Here is a 15140-nt window from a genome sequence, read left to right as displayed (position 1 = left end):
GGCATGAGCACCGTCGCCATGCCCGAGCTCGCCGTCGTCTCCTCGCCGTGGACACTCGGCCCCCTGACCCTGCCGAACCGGGTGGTCATGGGGTCGATGCACACCGGACTCGAGGTGCACGACGACGGTGGGGCCGGCATGGCGGCGTTCTACCGCGAACGTGCCGCCGGCGGCGCCGCCTGCATCATCACCGGCGGCATCGCGGTGAACGACGAGGCCCGTGGTGGCCCCGACTTCGCCGTGTTCGGTGTCGGGGGAGCGGACGAGCGGTTCCGCGCCGCGGTCGACGCCGTGCACGAGGAGGGCTCCACGATCCTCGCGCAGCTGTTCCACGCCGGCCGCTACGCGCTCGCCGCGGGGATGGTCGACCGGCACGGGGAGCCCCAGCGCGTGGTGGCACCGTCGGCCCTGCCCTGGGCGGCCGCCCGCGGCGTGGTGCCGACCGAGTTGACGCCGGCCGAGATCGAGCGCACCATCGAGGACTTCGCCGCCGCGGCCCGGTCCGCGCGCGACATCGGGTTCGACGGCGTCGAGATCATGGCGTCCGAGGGCTACCTCATCAACCAGTTCCAGTCGCCGCTGACGAACCTGCGTGACGACGAGTGGGGCGGTTCGCCGGAGCGTCGACGGCGCTTCACGGTGTCGGTCGTCGAGGCCGTCCGTGCAGCGGTGCCCGACCTGGCCGTGACGATCCGGCTCTCCGGCGCCGACCTGATGCCCGGTTCGTCGACCGAGGACGACGTCGACGCCCTGGTGCACGACCTGCTGCCGCTCGGGCTCGACGGCATCTCGGTCGGGATCGGCTGGCACGAGTCCCGCACCCCGACCGTGCAGGCCGCCGTGCCGCACGGTGCCTGGCTCGCCTACGCCGCGCGCATCGCCGGAGTCGTGCGCGCCTCGTCGTACCCCGACGTCCGGGTGATCGCGTCGAACCGGATGACCGACCTGCGCGACGGTGAGACCGTCCTCGCCGACGGAGCCATCGACGCCGTCGCCCTGGCCCGACCGTTCCTCGCCGACCCCGCGCTCGTGAACCGGTCGCTGGCGGGCCGGTTCGCCCTGGTGAACACGTGCATCGGCTGCAACCAGGCCTGCCTCGACCGCTCGATCATCGGCGCGCCGGTGTCCTGCCTGGTGAACCCGCGTGCCGCCCGCGAGGTCGCGTTCCCCGCGCGTCCGACCACCGACCCCAAGCGCGTCGACGTCGTCGGCGGGGGACCGGCCGGACTCGCCGCAGCCGTCGACGCGGCCCGACGCGGCCACCGCGTCACCGTGTGGGAGGCCGCCGACCGGCTCGGCGGCCAGTTCGGCCTCGCCGCGCTCGTGCCCGGCAAGGAGGACTACGCCGCCACCGTGCGGGCTGCCCGCGCCGAACTCGACGAGCGGGGAGCCACGGTGCACCTCGGCCGCCCGGCCACGACTGCGGACCTGGCCGACAGCGACGCCGTGGTGCTCGCCGCCGGGGTGGTCCCGCGCGACGTCGACGTCCCCGGTGCACACCTGCCGCACGTCCTGTCGTACGAGCGGGCACTGCGCGAGGGCGTGCCGGCCGGCACCGTCGCGATCATCGGCGGCGGCGGCATCGGCGTCGACACCGCAGCGTTCCTGACCGAGTCGCCGGACGAGTCGGTCCGCGCCACCGAGTTCGCCGCGCGCTGGGACCTCGACGTCTCCGAGGAACTCGTCGGCGACGTCCCCCAGCGGCTGCCCGCGGCGTCGCGCACGATCCGGCCGGGCTCCGACGTCACCGTGCTCCGCCGATCGGGCAAGTTCGGGCAGGGAGTCGGGATCACCTCGCGCTGGGTCGCCATCGGTCGCCTCCGTGACGCGGGGGTGCGCATGGTCGGTGGCGTGCAGGAGTACCTGCGCATCGAGCCCGGTGCCCTCTGGATCCGCGACGAGCACGGCGAGGAGCGTGCGATCCCGGCGGACACCGTCGTGGTCTGCGCCGGGCAGGAACGCGCGATCGACACCGAGGGTGACGTGCGTGACGGACTCGTGACGGGCCTCCAGGCCGCCGGTGTGCCGTTCGCCGTCGTCGGCGGCGCACGCGACGCACGGAGCGTGGACGCGGTCCGCGCGACGTCCGAGGCCCTCGAAGCGGTCCGGCGACTCGCGCCGTAGCGCGTCGGCTCGCATCACGGCCCGGAATCTGTAAGAATGAACGGTCGAATCGCCGCAGCTCGACCCTCTATCCAGCTGTGAGCGATCTCTCTCGAGCTTTCACCGTGTGTGCCCCCACGCCCGCGGTTCCAGTTCAACCACAACGTAAGCAAACAGGAGCAATTGTGGCTGTCAAGATCCGTCTGAAGCGTCTCGGTAAGATCCGTGCGCCCTACTACCGCATCGTCGTGGCCGACTCGCGCACCAAGCGCGATGGTCGTGTCCTCGAGGAGATCGGTCAGTACCACCCGACCGAGGAGCCCTCGGTCATCAAGATCGAGTCCGAGCGTGCGCTCTACTGGCTCGGCGTCGGCGCGCAGCCGACCGAGCAGGTCGCGGCCCTCCTCAAGCTGACCGGCGACTGGGCCAAGTTCAAGGGCGAGAAGGACACCGCGTCCAAGGTCAAGGTCGCCGAGCCGAAGCAGGCCTTCCAGGTCGACTCCTCGAAGAAGGCCGTCCTCAAGCCGAAGTCGGAGAAGACGGCTCCCGCCGCCAAGACCGACGACGCCGAGACCGCCGACGAGACGACCGAGGCGTAGTCCTTGCTCGAATCCGCGCTGACGCACCTCGTCAAGGGGATCGTCGATCACCCTGACGACGTGCGCGTCGCCAGCTCCACCTCCCCGCGGGGCGAGGTCCTCGAGGTGCGCGTGCACCCCGAGGACCTCGGCCGCGTGATCGGTCGTGCCGGGCGGACCGCCAAGGCACTCCGCACCCTCGTCTCGGCCCTGGCCGACGGCAAGCGTGTGCGGGTCGACGTGGTCGACACCGATTCCTAGGGAGACGACCCAGCTCCGGGTGGGTCGAATCACGAAGGCACACGGGCTCAAGGGCGGCATCAAGCTCGAGCTCTACACCGACGACCCGGATCGTCGGTTCACCCCCGGTGCCACGTTCACGCTCCAGGTCCCCGACGACTCACCGTGGTCGGGCAAGACCCTCGAGCTGGACGAGCTCCGCTGGTACAACGGTCACCCCGTCGCGTTCTTCGCGGGGATCGACGACCGCACCGGCGCCGAGTCGCTCGCCCGGATCATCCTCTGGGTCGAGCAGGACGCCGACGCCGAGACCGGCGAGGACGACGCCTGGTACGACCACCAGCTGGTCGGGCTGAAGGTGCTGCGCGACGGCGTCGAGGTCGGCACCGTCGCCCGGGTCGACCACATGCCGGCGCAGGACCTGCTCGCGATCGACACCCCGTCGCGCGGCGAGGTCCTCGTGCCGTTCGTCGCGGCGATCGTGCCCGCGGTCGACATCGCGTCCGGCACCGTCACGGTCACGCCGCCGCAGGGTCTGTTCGAGGACCCCGAGGACACCTCCCGGCCCGAGACGGTCACGGACTAGCTGCCGTGCGGATCGACATCGTCACGATCTTCCCGGAGTTCTTCTCCGTGCTGGATGTGTCCCTGCTCGGCAAGGCCCGCTCCGGTGGGCTGCTCGACCTGCACGTGCACGACCTGCGCTCCTGGACGACCGACCGGCACCGCACCGTCGACGACACGCCGTACGGCGGCGGCGCCGGCATGGTGATGAAGCCGGAACCGTGGGCGCAGGCGCTGGACGCCCTGCTGCGGCCGGACGGCTCGTCGACCCTCGTGGTCCCGACGCCCGCCGGCACGCCGTTCAAGCAGTCCATCGCGCGCTCGCTCGCGTCGACCTCCGACCACCTCGTGTTCGCCTGCGGGCGGTACGAGGGCATCGACGCCCGCGTCTTCGAGTGGGCGGCGTCACGCTGCTCGGTTGTCGAGCTCTCGCTCGGCGACTACGTGCTGAACGGCGGCGAGGTCGCGGCGATGGCCATGATCGAGGCCGTCGGGCGACTCGTCCCCGGCGTCGTCGGCAACCCCGAGTCCCTGGTCGAGGAGTCCCACGAGGACGGCCTGCTCGAGTACCCCTCGTACACGAAGCCCGCGTCCTGGCGCGACCACGACGTGCCCGAGGTGCTGCTCAGCGGCCACCACGGCAAGGTCGCTGCGTGGCGGCACGAGCAGCAGGTGGAGCGGACGCGGCGCGTCCGGCCGGACCTGCTGCCCGACGCGTAGCGCCTTCCTGACGGGCGCGCGTCCGGCTGCCGGTTGACGCCTGCCGGTTGTCGCTTTCGCGAAAGCGACAGTCTGCCGCGGAACATCCGCGGGCAACTGTCGCTGTCGCGCACATGACGGCGGCCACAGCCGAGATCTGTCGCTTTGGGGCACTGGTCGCGACCCGTGTCGGACGGGAGGCGCGGGGCGGGACCGCACCGCGCCTCCAGTCCGTCAGGCGGTCGGGTCGGCGCGCTGGGCGCGACGCAGGGTGAGGACCTCGGGTCCGGCCTCGGTGACCGCCACCGTGTGCTCGACGTGCGCAGCACGTGAGCCGTCGACGCTCCGGAGCGTCCAGCCGTCGTCGTCCTGGTACAGCTCGTCGGTGCCCTGCATGAGCCACGGCTCGATCGCGACCACCAGGCCCGGCCGGAGCTTCAGGCCGCGACCCGGACGTCCGTCGTTCGGCACGTGCGGGTCGCCGTGCATCGTGTGACCGACACCGTGCCCGCCGAACTGCAGGTTGACGCTGTAGCCCGCCTCCTTCGCCACGTGCCCGATCGCGTGCGAGACGTCACCGAGCTTGTTGCCCGGAGCAGCCTGCGCGATGCCGGCTGCGAGGGCGCGCTCGACGGTCGAGATGAGCGTCTGGTCCTCGTCGCGGGGCGTCCCGACCTGCACCGACACGGCGGAGTCCGCCACCCAGCCGTCGACGCTCGCGGCGAAGTCGAGGCTGACGAGGTCGCCGTCCTGCAGCACGTGGTCGAACGGCAGACCGTGCAGCGCCGCGTCGTTCACCGAGGTGCACAGGTTCTTGCCGAACGGCGACTTGCCGAACGAGGGGTGGTAGTCGACGTAGCAGCTCTCGGCGCCCCGGTCGGCGATCATCCGCGCGGCGACGCGGTCGAGCTCGAGCAGGTTCACGCCGACGTCGACCGTGGCGAGCAGTTCGTCGAGGACGTCGGCCACGAACCGACCGGCGACTCGCAGTCCGTCGAGTTCCGTGGGGGTGCGCAGTTCGATCATGGGTCCATCCTCGCTGTTTTGCCCCCGGCGTTCTGTGTGGCAGTATGGATCGCTGTGCCCTGGCTGGACTCTGCCACGGGGGAGTCGCCGACACCGGGCACGCACCACCACTTCATCAGACATCGATCCGCGGCGACCCGTGTGCGTCCGCAGAGAGTAGAACAGCCATGAGCCAGCTCCTCGACAACGTCGACGCAGCATCGCTGCGGACCGACGTCCCGGACTTCCGCGCCGGTGACACCATCAAGGTGCACGTGAACATCGTCGAAGGCACGCGCTCGCGTATCCAGGTCTTCCAGGGTGTCGTCATCGGCCGCCAGGGCCACGGCATCGGCGAGACCTTCAAGGTCCGCAAGGTGAGCTTCCAGGTCGGCGTCGAGCGCTGGTTCCCGGTGCACTCGCCGATCATCGACCACATCGAGATCGTCACCAAGGGTGACGTCCGTCGCGCGAAGCTCTACTACCTGCGCGAACTGCGCGGCAAGGCGGCCCGCCGCAAGATCAAGGAGAAGCGCGACGCCTGATCGCCTTCACAGTGAGCGTCCGCGAGCCGGACGCCGCTGCTGGCCCCTCGCCGATGTACGGTTGTGCATCGACGGGGGGCTTTCCCTTTGCGCCCACTGAACCCGGGCGTGCACGGTGTGAACGAGAGCGGAAATGACGGACACGACTGAGGAATCCGGGCGCAGGCCCCGGCCCGAGAAGCAGCGCAACGGGATCCTCACATTCCTCCGCGACCTCGTCATCATCTTCATCGCGGCGCTGCTCGTGTCGTTCTTGGTCAAGACCTTCCTGATCCGCTCGTTCTACATCCCGTCGGCGTCGATGGAGAACACCCTGCAGATCAACGACCGCGTGATCGTCAACGAACTCGTCCCGGGTGTCGTGGCACTGAAACGCGGCGACGTCGTCGTGTTCAAGGACCCGGGTGGATGGCTCGCCGGGTCCGAGGTGCCGAGCGTCACGCCGGACACCCAGCCCGCCAAGGCGATCGACTGGGTCCTCACGCAGATCGGCCTCGGGACGGGCGACAGCGACGACCACCTCATCAAGCGTGTGATCGGTCTGCCGGGGGACAAGGTCTCCTGCTGCAACGACCTCGGGCAGATGTCGGTGAACGGCGTCCCGATCAAGGAGCCGTACCTCAAGCTGCCGGCCGGCGCCCCTGCTTCAGCGACCGACTTCTCCGTCACCGTGCCGAAGGGCACCATCTGGGTGATGGGCGACAACCGCAACGACTCCAAGGACTCCCGCTACAACGGGGACACACCGTCGAAGGGGTTCGTGCCGTTGTCCGACGTGACCGGCCGCGCCTTCGTGATCTCCTGGCCGACGAGCCGCTGGACGTGGCTCGACGACCACCCCGAGGTGTTCGCCGGGGTGGAGGAGCGCGACCAGTGACCCCCGTCCGCCCCTCCCTCCGCGTCGAGAAGCGGCTGCTGGCCGAAGGCCGTGTCACGGTCATCGGGATGGACGAGGTCGGACGCGGTGCGATCGCCGGCCCCGTCGGCGTGGGCGTCGCGGCCGTGACGATCGACGTCGGGCGGGTCCCGCAGGGTCTGGCCGACTCGAAGCTGCTGTCCGCCACCCGCCGGACGGACCTGGTCCCCGTCGTCACCCGATGGGCGCGCACCGCCGTCGGCATGGCGTCCGCCGAGTACGTCGACCGGCAGGGGATCGTCCCGGCGCTCGGGGCCGCAGGGGCGCAGGCGCTCGAGTCGCTGGTCGCCGGTGGCCTGTCGCTCGACGGCGCCGTCGTCGTGCTGGACGGGTCCTTCGACTGGCTGTCCCGTGCCGTCCCCGCTTCGCTCCGTCCGACGACGGACCCGCTCGAGGTCGTCGTGCAGGTCAAGGCCGACCGGGACTGCGCCTCGGTCGCCGCGGCGTCGATCGTGGCGAAGGTCGCGCGGGATGCCCTGATGATCGCGGCCCACGACGAGGCACCGCACTACGCCTGGGCGTCGAACAAGGGCTACGGCTCGACCGCGCACTACGACGCCATCCGCGCGGTCGGGGCGCACGCACTGCACCGGAAGTCGTGGCTGCACCAGGCGTCGAGCGTGTCACTCGAGGGCTTCGACGCGCTCGTCAGCTGACGCGCTGCGGTCGGCCCCGGCTGCCTGCCTGTGGTCCGCGAGGTTCCGAAATCTCGGCATCTCGGCGCACGCCCGGTGCCGCAGCGGAACCTCGGCGGAGCGCACACGGCGTGTTGTGGAACCTCGGTGGGCTCGGATCGGGAGCGGACGCCGAGCTTGCTCGCACTTCCGTCTTCGGGTGCATCCCTCGAGCTGCTGTCGCGCACTGGTGCGGCTGCCGCCGTAGACTGTGGGCGCAATGGATGAGGACGAATTCGACGACTACGACCGCGAGGTCGAGCTGGCCCTGTACCGCGAGTACCGCGACGTCGTGTCGCAGTTCCGCTACGTGGTCGAGACCGAGCGGCGTTTCTACCTGGCGAACGAGGTCGAACTCGTGCGCCGGGACACCGAACACGATTTCTACTTCGAACTGACGATGAACGACGTCTGGGTGTGGGACGTCTACCGTTCCGACCGGTTCGTCAAGGGTGTCCGCGTCCTCACGTTCAAGGACGTGAATGTCGAAGAACTGACATCGCGAGAACTCGAACTGCCGAAGGAACTCGCACTCGACGAGTGATCGTCAATTCCGGTGCATTCGGTGAATCGCCGGTGATCGGTGACGTGCCGGAATTCCACGCGCTATTCTGGTCGGGATTTCCCGTCCAATGAACAGGAGCCGCGCATGGCACAGAAGGTCACCGTCCAGCTCGTCGACGACCTCGACGATTCCCCCATCACCACCGGTGAAGGTCGCACGGTCGAATTCGGTTTCGACGGCTCGTCGTACGAGATCGACCTGACGAACGACAACGTCGACAAGTTCCGCGAAGCGATCTCCGACTACATCGCCGCAGCGCGCAAGGTCTCCGGTCGTCGCACCGGCAGCACGGCCCCGAAGTCGGCCCCGAAGCGTGGCAACTCCGAAGAGCTCGGCAAGATCCGCGAGTGGGCGAAGGAGAACGGCTACGAGGTCTCGACCCGTGGTCGTATCTCGACCCAGGTGCAGGAAGCGTACGCAGCCGCACACTGAGCCGCTGTCGACGAAGGGCCCGGATGATCGCGATCACCCGGGTCCTTCGTCATTCCTCCCCAAGGGCGATCGTCGTCGTCTGATTCCACAGAGTCTCCATCGGCGGCCATCCGCGCTGCCGTTCCCGCGATCGTTGCCGTGGAGGCAATGACATGGAACAGAAGCTGCACGATCGCCCCGGACGAACACTCCGGAACGGCCGCCTGGGGCGGTTCGGCGAGGACCAGGCCGTGGCGTGGTTGCACGAACGGGGTTTCCGGGTCCTCGAGCGGAATTGGCGGTGCGCCCGGGGCGAGATCGACATCGTCGCGTGGGATTCGTGCACACTCGCGTTCATCGAGGTGAAGACGCGATCCGGTACGACGACGGGGCATCCGTTCGAGGCGATCACGGCGACGAAGCTCACCCGGATGCGACGACTCGTGGCCGAGTGGTTCGATGCCCATCCGGAGGTGTCGGCACGCGCGATCCGCATCGACGTGGTCGCGGTCCACGTCGACGGTCCGCGGACGGCCGTCCAACACGTGGCGGGTGTGCTGTGACGGGCATCGGCCGTGCTGCGGCCGTCGCGCTGCTCGGCGTGACCGGGCGCCGGATCGAGGTCGAGGCCCACCTGACCAGCCAACTGCCCGCCTTCAGCATCATCGGACTGCCGGACACCTCGCTCGGCGAGGCGCGCGAGCGAGTCCGTGCCGCCGCTGCGAACGCCGGGTGTCCGTTGCCGGCTCGCCGGATCACGGTGAACCTCACGCCCGCGGCGATCCCGAAACGGGGTTCCGGGTTCGACCTGGCGATCGCGATGGCGGTGCTCGCCGGCGCCGGACTCGCACCCGACGTCAGTGAGCGGATCGTCTACATCGGGGAGCTCGGTCTGGACGGTCGGGTCCGACCGGTCGCCGGCGTCATCCCGATGCTGCTCGCCGCCCGCGACGCCGGGGCCGACCGGGTCGTGCTGCCGATCGGCAACCTGCCCGAGGCCCGCGTGGTCGACGGCGTGCGCACCACCGGGGTCGACTCACTCCGTGCGGCCGCGATCGACGCCGGCGCGCTGCTGCCGCCGGTCGAGGTCGACGCGGTGCTGCCGGTGCCGGTGCCCTCGGTCCAACGCCCGGTGGCCGAACTGTCGGACGTCGTCGGGAACCCGATCGGGGTGCGCGCCGTCGTCGCCGCGGCGGCCGGTGGGCACCACGCGCTCCTGCTCGGTCCACCCGGTGCCGGCAAGACGATGCTCGCGGAGCGCCTGCCCGGACTCCTGCCCGACCTCGACGACGCGACCGCGCTCGAGGTCGCCGCCGTCCGGTCCGTCGCCGGACTCGGGCCGGCGTCGTGGAGCACGAAGCCCCCGTGGGAGGCCCCGCACCACTCCGCGTCGGCGATCTCCCTGATCGGCGGCGGCTCCGGTGTGCTGCGACCCGGAGCAGTGTCGCGGGCGACCGGCGGCATCCTGTTCCTCGACGAAGCACCGGAGTTCCCCCGTGCGGTGCTCGACGCGCTCCGCCAGCCGCTCGAGTCCGGTCGGATCACCATCCACCGGGCTGCGGGCGCCGCCGAGTTCCCGGCGCGGTGCCAGGTCGTGCTCGCTGCCAATCCCTGCCCGTGCGGCAACGCCGGCGGAGCGCACGGCCAACCGTGTGAGTGTCCGCCGAGTGCGGTTCGGCGCTACCTCGGGCGGATGTCCGGACCGCTGCTCGACCGGATGGACATCCGGGTGCTCGTGCCCCGGGTGACGACCGGGAAGATGCGTGGTGCCGACGGGAGCACGCCGACGACGGCCGAGGCCCGCGCCGGGGTCGCCGCGGCCCGCGCTCGGATGGCCGAACGCCTCCGGGACACCGGGTGGACGAAGAACGCCGAGGTCACCGGAGCCTGGCTGCGGGCGGACGGCCGGATCGAACCCGGTTCGACCACCGAGCTCGACCGGGCGCTCGACCTCGGCAGCTTGACCATGCGGGGGTGGGACCGGGTGATGCGGCTCGCGTGGACCCTCGCCGACCTCGAAGCGGTCGACCGTCCGAGCAGAGCACACGTCCGGGGTGCTCTTGCCCTGCGGAGCGCACTGTGAGCGGCGTGGGGCCCGACCACGGCAGCGAACTGCTCGCCGCGATCCGTCGGGTCCTCGGGACTGACGGGGCGTCGGACCCGGTCCAGACCGCCGCTCGGGTCGCGTGGTCCGTGATCGCGGAGCCGGGGGACTCCGTTGCCGGTGAGCTCATGGCGGCTCTCGGGTCGGAGCGCGCCCTCGGCTCGGTCCTGCTGGCAGCCGACGGTGCGTTCGAGGATCTGCTCGACGGGTGTGTGGAGGCCGGCGTACCCGGTGCGGAGGATCCCGATGCGTTCGCCGGTGTCCTGCACACGGCAATCGACCGGTGGCGACCGCGCTTGGTCCGGTCCGACGTGGCCGACGTCGTCGCCTCGGCCGAAGCCGTCGGGGCACGACTGCTCGTGCCCGGGTCCGCTGGGTGGCCGACGGCGATCGACGACCTCGGCCCCCACGCACCACTCGTGCTCTGGACGCGCAGCGCCATGGCGGGTGTCGGCGACGGGGCACCCGCCCTGGCCGTGGTCGGGTCGCGGGCGAACACCATCGCCGGGGCCGAAGCAGCCGCCGAGATCACCTCGTCCGCCGCGGACGCCGGCTGCACGATCGTCAGCGGCGGCGCTTACGGGATCGACGCGGTCGCACACCGGGTGGCGATCGCCGCAGGGGCCCCGACGATCGCGGTCCTGGCCGGGGGGATCGACCAGCTCTACCCCGCCGGCAACGTCCAGCTGCTCCACAACGTCGCTCGGCAGGGCGCCCTGGTGGCGGAGTCGGCGCCGGGGACCCGCCCGACCCGGTGGCGCTTCCTGGCCCGGAACCGGTTGATCGCCGCCCTCGCCGATGCTGCGGTCGTCGTGGAGGCCGGTGCGCGGTCCGGTGCGCTCAACACCGCACACCACGCCGGGCAGCTCGGTCGCCCGGTGTTCGCCGTCCCGGGAGCGTTCGCGTCCTCGGCGTCGGTCGGGTGCCACCGGCTCGTGGCGCAGGGCCGGGCGCAGCTCGTCGTGCACCCGGGGGACCCGGTCGCCGCGATGCGTCCCGTGGCCGCATCCGTTGCGACCGCGGCGGCGGACGAACCCCTCGTGTCGGTCCAGCGCGATCCCGAGGTCGTCCGGGTCCTCGACGCGCTCGGCCGTCGTGCCTTGCCAGAGGCCGAGATCGCTCGACGGTCCGGGCTGTCCGGAGCTGCGGTGGCGGACGCTCTCGCGCTCGCGCAGTTGCAAGGGCTCGTGGCGCACAGCAGCGGCGGGTGGAGCCGCGCATGACGTCGGCCAGCCGTACGCTGACGACGTGGCGGACCGAGCAGAGCAGAAGGAAGAGCGACTCGTGGCAGCGGTCGACTCGTTCCTCGGGCACGCTCGACACGCCAGGGGGCTCAGCGAGCAGACGCTCCGCGCGTACGCGAACGACCTCGAGCAGTTCGTCGAGTTCGCCGCGCGACGCGGCGTCGTCGGCATCGACGGGGTCGACCTCGAACTCCTCCGTGACTGGTTGTGGGAAGCCGACCAGCGGGGGCTCGCACGGTCGACGATCGCCCGCCGGTCGTCGTCGGTCCGGGCCTTCACCCGGTGGGCGAGCGAGACCGGGGTGACCGCGATGGACGCCGGCGTGCGGCTCCGTGCACCGAAGGGCGGCTCGCACCTGCCGCGGGTGGTGTCGGCCGACCAGGTCCGTGGGCTGCTCGACGGCCTCGCGGCCCGTGCAGCGACCGACGATCCCGGTGCGCTGCGGGACCTGGCGCTCGTGGAGCTGCTGTACGCCGCGGCCATCCGGGTGAGCGAGCTCGTCGGCATCGACGTCGCCGACGTCGATCGCGGGCGGCTCACGGTCCGCGTGCTCGGGAAGGGCGGGAAGGAGCGGGTCGTGCCGTTCGGTGTCCCGGCCCGTGACGCACTCGAGGCGTGGACGTCGCGGGGGCGTCCGACCCTCGCGGCGCGGGCCGACGTACCGAGCACGGCACTGTTCCTCGGTGACCAGGGTGGCCGGCTCGGGGTGCGCAGTGCATACCGCGTGGTGGCTCGCCTGCTCGGGGACCTTCCCGGCGAAGGGCCGAGCGGACCGCACACCTTCCGGCACACCGCGGCGACGCACCTGCTCGACGGGGGAGCGGACCTGCGGGCGGTCCAAGAACTGCTCGGGCACGCGAGCCTCGGGACGACGCAGATCTACACGCACGTTTCCTCAGCGCGGCTGCGCGAGGTCTACCGGACGGCCCACCCGCGCGCCTGACGGCGCGACCGCCGCGCCTGACGCTCGCCCACGCACCCGGCCAGCCAGCTCGCCGACCGACGTCGCACGTCGAAGTCGCCCGTCGCCCACCGCTCGTGGCCGACAATCACCCAGGCCAGGCGGACTCCGGCAACAGCACGGGCCACTCGGCCGCGGGAAGGTACGACGTCGGGTCCACGTAGCGGCCGTCGACCCGCGCGCCGAGGTGCAGACACGGTGCCGAGGCCGGGCAGTGCCCCACGGACACCCGGCCGACCGGATCACCCTGTCGGACGTCGTCCCCGGCGGCGGCGAGCGGCTGCACTGAGTCGAGGGTGCTGACGAGCCCGCCGCCGTGGTCGACCGTCACGACGCTCCTGCCGCCGACTGGTCCGGCGAACGCCACAGTGCCGTCGTCGACCGCCGCCGCAGTCGTGCCGAGCGGCGCCGGGACGTCGATCCCGCGGTGACCGGCGGCGTAGTCGTCGGACGGCGGCTCCCACCCGCGCTCGACCACCCGCGTGTCGGTCGGCCAGGCCCACGGCTCATCAGCACGAGTCGCCGCCGAGCGATCCCGGTGGTCGCGCAGGTCCTCCGGCGCGGGCACGGGTCCGGGCAACGACGCGGTGGCCGTCCAGAACGCCCCGAGCATCCCGATCACCACCACCATCGCGGCGACCGGAGGGAGCCGAGTGCCGGAGCCGGGGAACGGGAGCATGCCGTTACTCTGTCCGCCACGAACCGGCCACACGACCGAGGTGAGGCGGTCCGTGGAGGGTGGCGCGGGCCTCCCGGCCTGTGGAGGGACGACGCGACCGCAACGAACGAGCATGCGGACGCGTCTCGCGACGAAGCACGAGGTGATCACCGCGTGGACTGTCGGAACGGTCGTGCCCACGCCCACGCCCCGCGCCCCGCCCCGCGCACCGAGCGCACCCGGTTATGACCACATCCACCACGAGGAGTACAGTCGGGGCCGCTCCGGACCACGCAACGCCGCACGGACGGCGAACGAGCCGACCGCCGGGGCACCGTGCCCACAGCAGCACGGCCGGCAGAACCCAGGAGCATCGTGTCCAACACAGCCACCGGGCACGGCGAGGACCGTGCGTTCAAGGGGAAGGTCACCGCGTTCGCCATCGCAGCAGCGGTGGGCGGTTTCCTCTTCGGCTTCGACTCGTCGGTCATCAACGGCGCCGTCGAGGCCATCAAGGGCGAGTTCGGCCTGTCCGAGGCGGCGAGCGGCTTCGCCGTCGCTTCCGCGCTCATCGGCTGTGCGTTCGGCGCCTACTTCGCCGGTCGACTGGCTGACCGCTGGGGTCGCACCCGGGTGATGTTCTGGGCCGCGGTGCTGTTCCTGGTGAGCTCGATCGGCTCGGGCTTCGCGTTCGCCACGTGGGACTTCGTCCTGTGGCGTCTCGTCGGCGGCCTCGGCATCGGTACGGCCTCGGTGATCGCGCCGGCGTACATCTCCGAGGTCTCGCCGAAGGCGATCCGCGGGCGCCTTGCCTCGTTCCAGCAGCTCGCGATCACGCTCGGTATCTTCGCCGCGCTGCTCTCCGACCAGTTCTTCGCCGTCACGGCAGGCAGCGCGTCCGCCGAGGTCTTCGGCCTGCCGGCCTGGCGTTGGATGTTCCTGGTCGGCGTGATCCCGTCGGTGGTCTACGGCATCCTCGCGATCACGCTGCCGGAGTCGCCGCGGTACCTGCTCGCCAAGGGGCGGACGGAGGACGCCCGCGCGGTCATGACGAAGATCGTCCCGCGCGACACGGTGAACACGAGCCTGGAGGAGATCCAGGACGGCATCAAGAAGGAAGCCAACGAGAAGAAGGGCTCCATCCGGGGCAACCGCTTCGGCCTGCAGCCCATCGTCTGGGTCGGCATCATCCTGGCCGTGCTGCAGCAGTTCGTCGGCATCAACGTGATCTTCTACTACTCGACGACGCTCTGGCAGGCGGTCGGGTTCAAGGAGAGCGACTCCTTCCTCATCTCCACGATCACGTCGGTGGTCAACGTCGCGGTCACCTTCATCGCGATCTTCCTGGTCGACAAGGTCGGTCGGAAGCCGCTGCTCGTCACCGGTTCCGCCGGCATGTTCGTGTCGCTGGCGATGGTCGCGATCGCGTTCTCGCAGTCGACGATCGTGGACGGCAACCCGAGCCTGCCCGGCGCGTGGGGCGTCATCGCCCTCATCTTCGCGAACCTGTTCGTCGTGTCGTTCGGCGCGACGTGGGGTCCGCTCATGTGGGTACTGCTCGGCGAGATGTTCCCGAACCGCATCCGCGCCACGGCGCTCGGCATCGGCTCGGCCGCCAACTGGGTCGCGAACTTCATCGTCACGATCACCTTCCCGGTGCTGTCCGGCTTCAACCTGACGGTCACGTACGGCATCTACGCGCTGTTCGCGCTGATCTCGTTCTTCTTCGTCATCGCGAAGATCCCGGAGACCAAGGGTCGCTCGCTCGAGGAGATGGGCATCTCCGCCGAGGGCGACACGGTGAACGCGAAGGCGTGATCAGTCGCGTCTGAGACACCCAGAACACCGGACAGGAGGCCCGGATCACGTCAGC

17 protein-coding genes are annotated in these 15140 nt (G+C 70.9%); 15 read left to right on the top strand and 2 right to left on the bottom strand.

What is annotated here, in order from left to right:
• The first annotated feature begins 3 nt into the window (after positions 1-3).
• From EDF51_RS04305 to trmD, 5 genes are all read left to right on the top strand, one after another.
• The gene (locus EDF51_RS04305) at positions 4-2124 is read left to right on the top strand and encodes an FAD-dependent oxidoreductase (RefSeq protein WP_208321814.1); all 2121 of its coding nucleotides are present in this window, start codon (positions 4-6) and stop codon (positions 2122-2124) included.
• A 164-nt stretch (positions 2125-2288) separates the two neighbouring features.
• Positions 2289-2702 carry a 30S ribosomal protein S16 gene (gene rpsP / locus EDF51_RS04300; RefSeq protein ID WP_111086066.1) on the top strand — a complete coding sequence of 138 codons (414 nt, stop codon included), beginning with the start codon at positions 2289-2291 and terminating at the stop codon, positions 2700-2702.
• A gap of 3 nt (positions 2703-2705) precedes the next feature.
• A complete protein-coding gene (locus tag EDF51_RS04295; RefSeq protein ID WP_111086067.1) occupies positions 2706-2942 on the top strand; it encodes an RNA-binding protein in 237 nt (78 codons plus the stop codon).
• Positions 2908-3507, top strand: coding sequence for a ribosome maturation factor RimM (gene rimM / locus EDF51_RS04290; protein ID WP_243648761.1), 600 nt, complete (start codon positions 2908-2910; stop codon positions 3505-3507). The genes EDF51_RS04295 and rimM overlap by 35 nt, the downstream gene beginning before the upstream one ends.
• Positions 3508-3512: 5 nt before the next feature.
• Positions 3513-4205 carry a tRNA (guanosine(37)-N1)-methyltransferase TrmD gene (gene trmD, locus EDF51_RS04285; protein WP_134193926.1) on the top strand — a complete coding sequence of 231 codons (693 nt, stop codon included), beginning with the start codon at positions 3513-3515 and terminating at the stop codon, positions 4203-4205.
• Positions 4206-4418: 213 nt separating this feature from the next.
• Here trmD and map read toward each other — a convergent pair whose 3' ends face one another.
• Positions 4419-5210, bottom strand: coding sequence for a type I methionyl aminopeptidase (gene map, locus EDF51_RS04280; protein WP_134193924.1), 792 nt, complete (start codon positions 5208-5210; stop codon positions 4419-4421).
• A 167-nt stretch (positions 5211-5377) separates the two neighbouring features.
• Between map and rplS the strand changes: the two genes are divergently transcribed.
• The 9 genes from rplS (at position 5378) to EDF51_RS04235 (ending at position 12591) form a co-directional block, all read left to right on the top strand.
• Positions 5378-5734, top strand: a complete 357-nt coding sequence (gene rplS / locus EDF51_RS04275) for a 50S ribosomal protein L19 (RefSeq protein WP_123339832.1) — start codon at positions 5378-5380, stop codon at positions 5732-5734.
• A gap of 133 nt (positions 5735-5867) precedes the next feature.
• Entirely contained in the window at positions 5868-6611 is a 744-nt protein-coding gene (gene lepB, locus EDF51_RS04270) for a signal peptidase I (RefSeq protein WP_111086070.1), read from the top strand.
• Complete coding sequence (locus EDF51_RS04265) at positions 6608-7306, top strand: ribonuclease HII (RefSeq protein ID WP_123294794.1); 699 nt, start codon at positions 6608-6610, stop codon at positions 7304-7306. Before lepB ends, EDF51_RS04265 begins: the two co-directional genes overlap by 4 nt.
• Positions 7307-7544: 238 nt before the next feature.
• Positions 7545-7868 carry a DUF2469 family protein gene (locus EDF51_RS04260; RefSeq protein WP_111086072.1) on the top strand — a complete coding sequence of 108 codons (324 nt, stop codon included), beginning with the start codon at positions 7545-7547 and terminating at the stop codon, positions 7866-7868.
• Positions 7869-7973: 105 nt separating this feature from the next.
• Positions 7974-8321 carry an Lsr2 family protein gene (locus EDF51_RS04255; protein WP_111086073.1) on the top strand — a complete coding sequence of 116 codons (348 nt, stop codon included), beginning with the start codon at positions 7974-7976 and terminating at the stop codon, positions 8319-8321.
• A 152-nt stretch (positions 8322-8473) separates the two neighbouring features.
• Positions 8474-8863, top strand: a complete 390-nt coding sequence (locus tag EDF51_RS04250; protein ID WP_123294793.1) for a YraN family protein — start codon at positions 8474-8476, stop codon at positions 8861-8863.
• Positions 8860-10383: a YifB family Mg chelatase-like AAA ATPase gene (locus EDF51_RS04245; RefSeq protein ID WP_134193922.1), complete on the top strand. Its 1524-nt coding sequence runs from the start codon at positions 8860-8862 to the stop codon at positions 10381-10383. Before EDF51_RS04250 ends, EDF51_RS04245 begins: the two co-directional genes overlap by 4 nt.
• Entirely contained in the window at positions 10380-11627 is a 1248-nt protein-coding gene (gene dprA / locus EDF51_RS04240; RefSeq protein ID WP_166673486.1) for a DNA-processing protein DprA, read from the top strand. Before EDF51_RS04245 ends, dprA begins: the two co-directional genes overlap by 4 nt.
• Before the next feature lie 25 nt (positions 11628-11652).
• On the top strand, positions 11653-12591 hold the full coding sequence (locus tag EDF51_RS04235; protein ID WP_134193918.1) for a tyrosine recombinase XerC: 939 nt from the start codon (positions 11653-11655) through the stop codon (positions 12589-12591).
• 106 nt (positions 12592-12697) lie between these two features.
• Here EDF51_RS04235 and EDF51_RS04230 read toward each other — a convergent pair whose 3' ends face one another.
• Positions 12698-13288 carry a M23 family metallopeptidase gene (locus EDF51_RS04230; RefSeq protein WP_166673485.1) on the bottom strand — a complete coding sequence of 197 codons (591 nt, stop codon included), beginning with the start codon at positions 13286-13288 and terminating at the stop codon, positions 12698-12700.
• A gap of 354 nt (positions 13289-13642) precedes the next feature.
• Here EDF51_RS04230 and EDF51_RS04225 point away from each other — a divergent pair, with 354 nt between their 5' ends.
• Positions 13643-15085, top strand: coding sequence for a sugar porter family MFS transporter (locus EDF51_RS04225; RefSeq protein WP_235035896.1), 1443 nt, complete (start codon positions 13643-13645; stop codon positions 15083-15085).
• The last annotated feature ends 55 nt before the right edge of the window (positions 15086-15140 follow it).

Source organism: Curtobacterium sp. PhB25 (genome assembly GCF_004365375.1).
Taxonomy (GTDB): domain Bacteria; phylum Actinomycetota; class Actinomycetes; order Actinomycetales; family Microbacteriaceae; genus Curtobacterium.
The sequence above is the reverse complement of the archived record's forward strand: the minus strand, read 5'-3'. Positions and strand labels throughout refer to the sequence as shown.

Excerpts from the sequence above, each read along its gene's own strand:
- EDF51_RS04305 (WP_208321814.1), top strand. The coding sequence starts at position 4 with ATGAGCACCGTCGCCATGCCCGAGCTCGCCGTCGTCTCCTCGCCGTGG.
- map (WP_134193924.1), bottom strand. The coding sequence starts at position 5,210 with ATGATCGAACTGCGCACCCCCACGGAACTCGACGGACTGCGAGTCGCC.
- rplS (WP_123339832.1), top strand. The coding sequence starts at position 5,378 with ATGAGCCAGCTCCTCGACAACGTCGACGCAGCATCGCTGCGGACCGAC.
- lepB (WP_111086070.1), top strand. The coding sequence starts at position 5,868 with ATGACGGACACGACTGAGGAATCCGGGCGCAGGCCCCGGCCCGAGAAG.
- EDF51_RS04260 (WP_111086072.1), top strand. The coding sequence starts at position 7,545 with ATGGATGAGGACGAATTCGACGACTACGACCGCGAGGTCGAGCTGGCC.
- EDF51_RS04255 (WP_111086073.1), top strand. The coding sequence starts at position 7,974 with ATGGCACAGAAGGTCACCGTCCAGCTCGTCGACGACCTCGACGATTCC.
- EDF51_RS04250 (WP_123294793.1), top strand. The coding sequence starts at position 8,474 with ATGGAACAGAAGCTGCACGATCGCCCCGGACGAACACTCCGGAACGGC.
- EDF51_RS04230 (WP_166673485.1), bottom strand. The coding sequence starts at position 13,288 with ATGCTCCCGTTCCCCGGCTCCGGCACTCGGCTCCCTCCGGTCGCCGCG.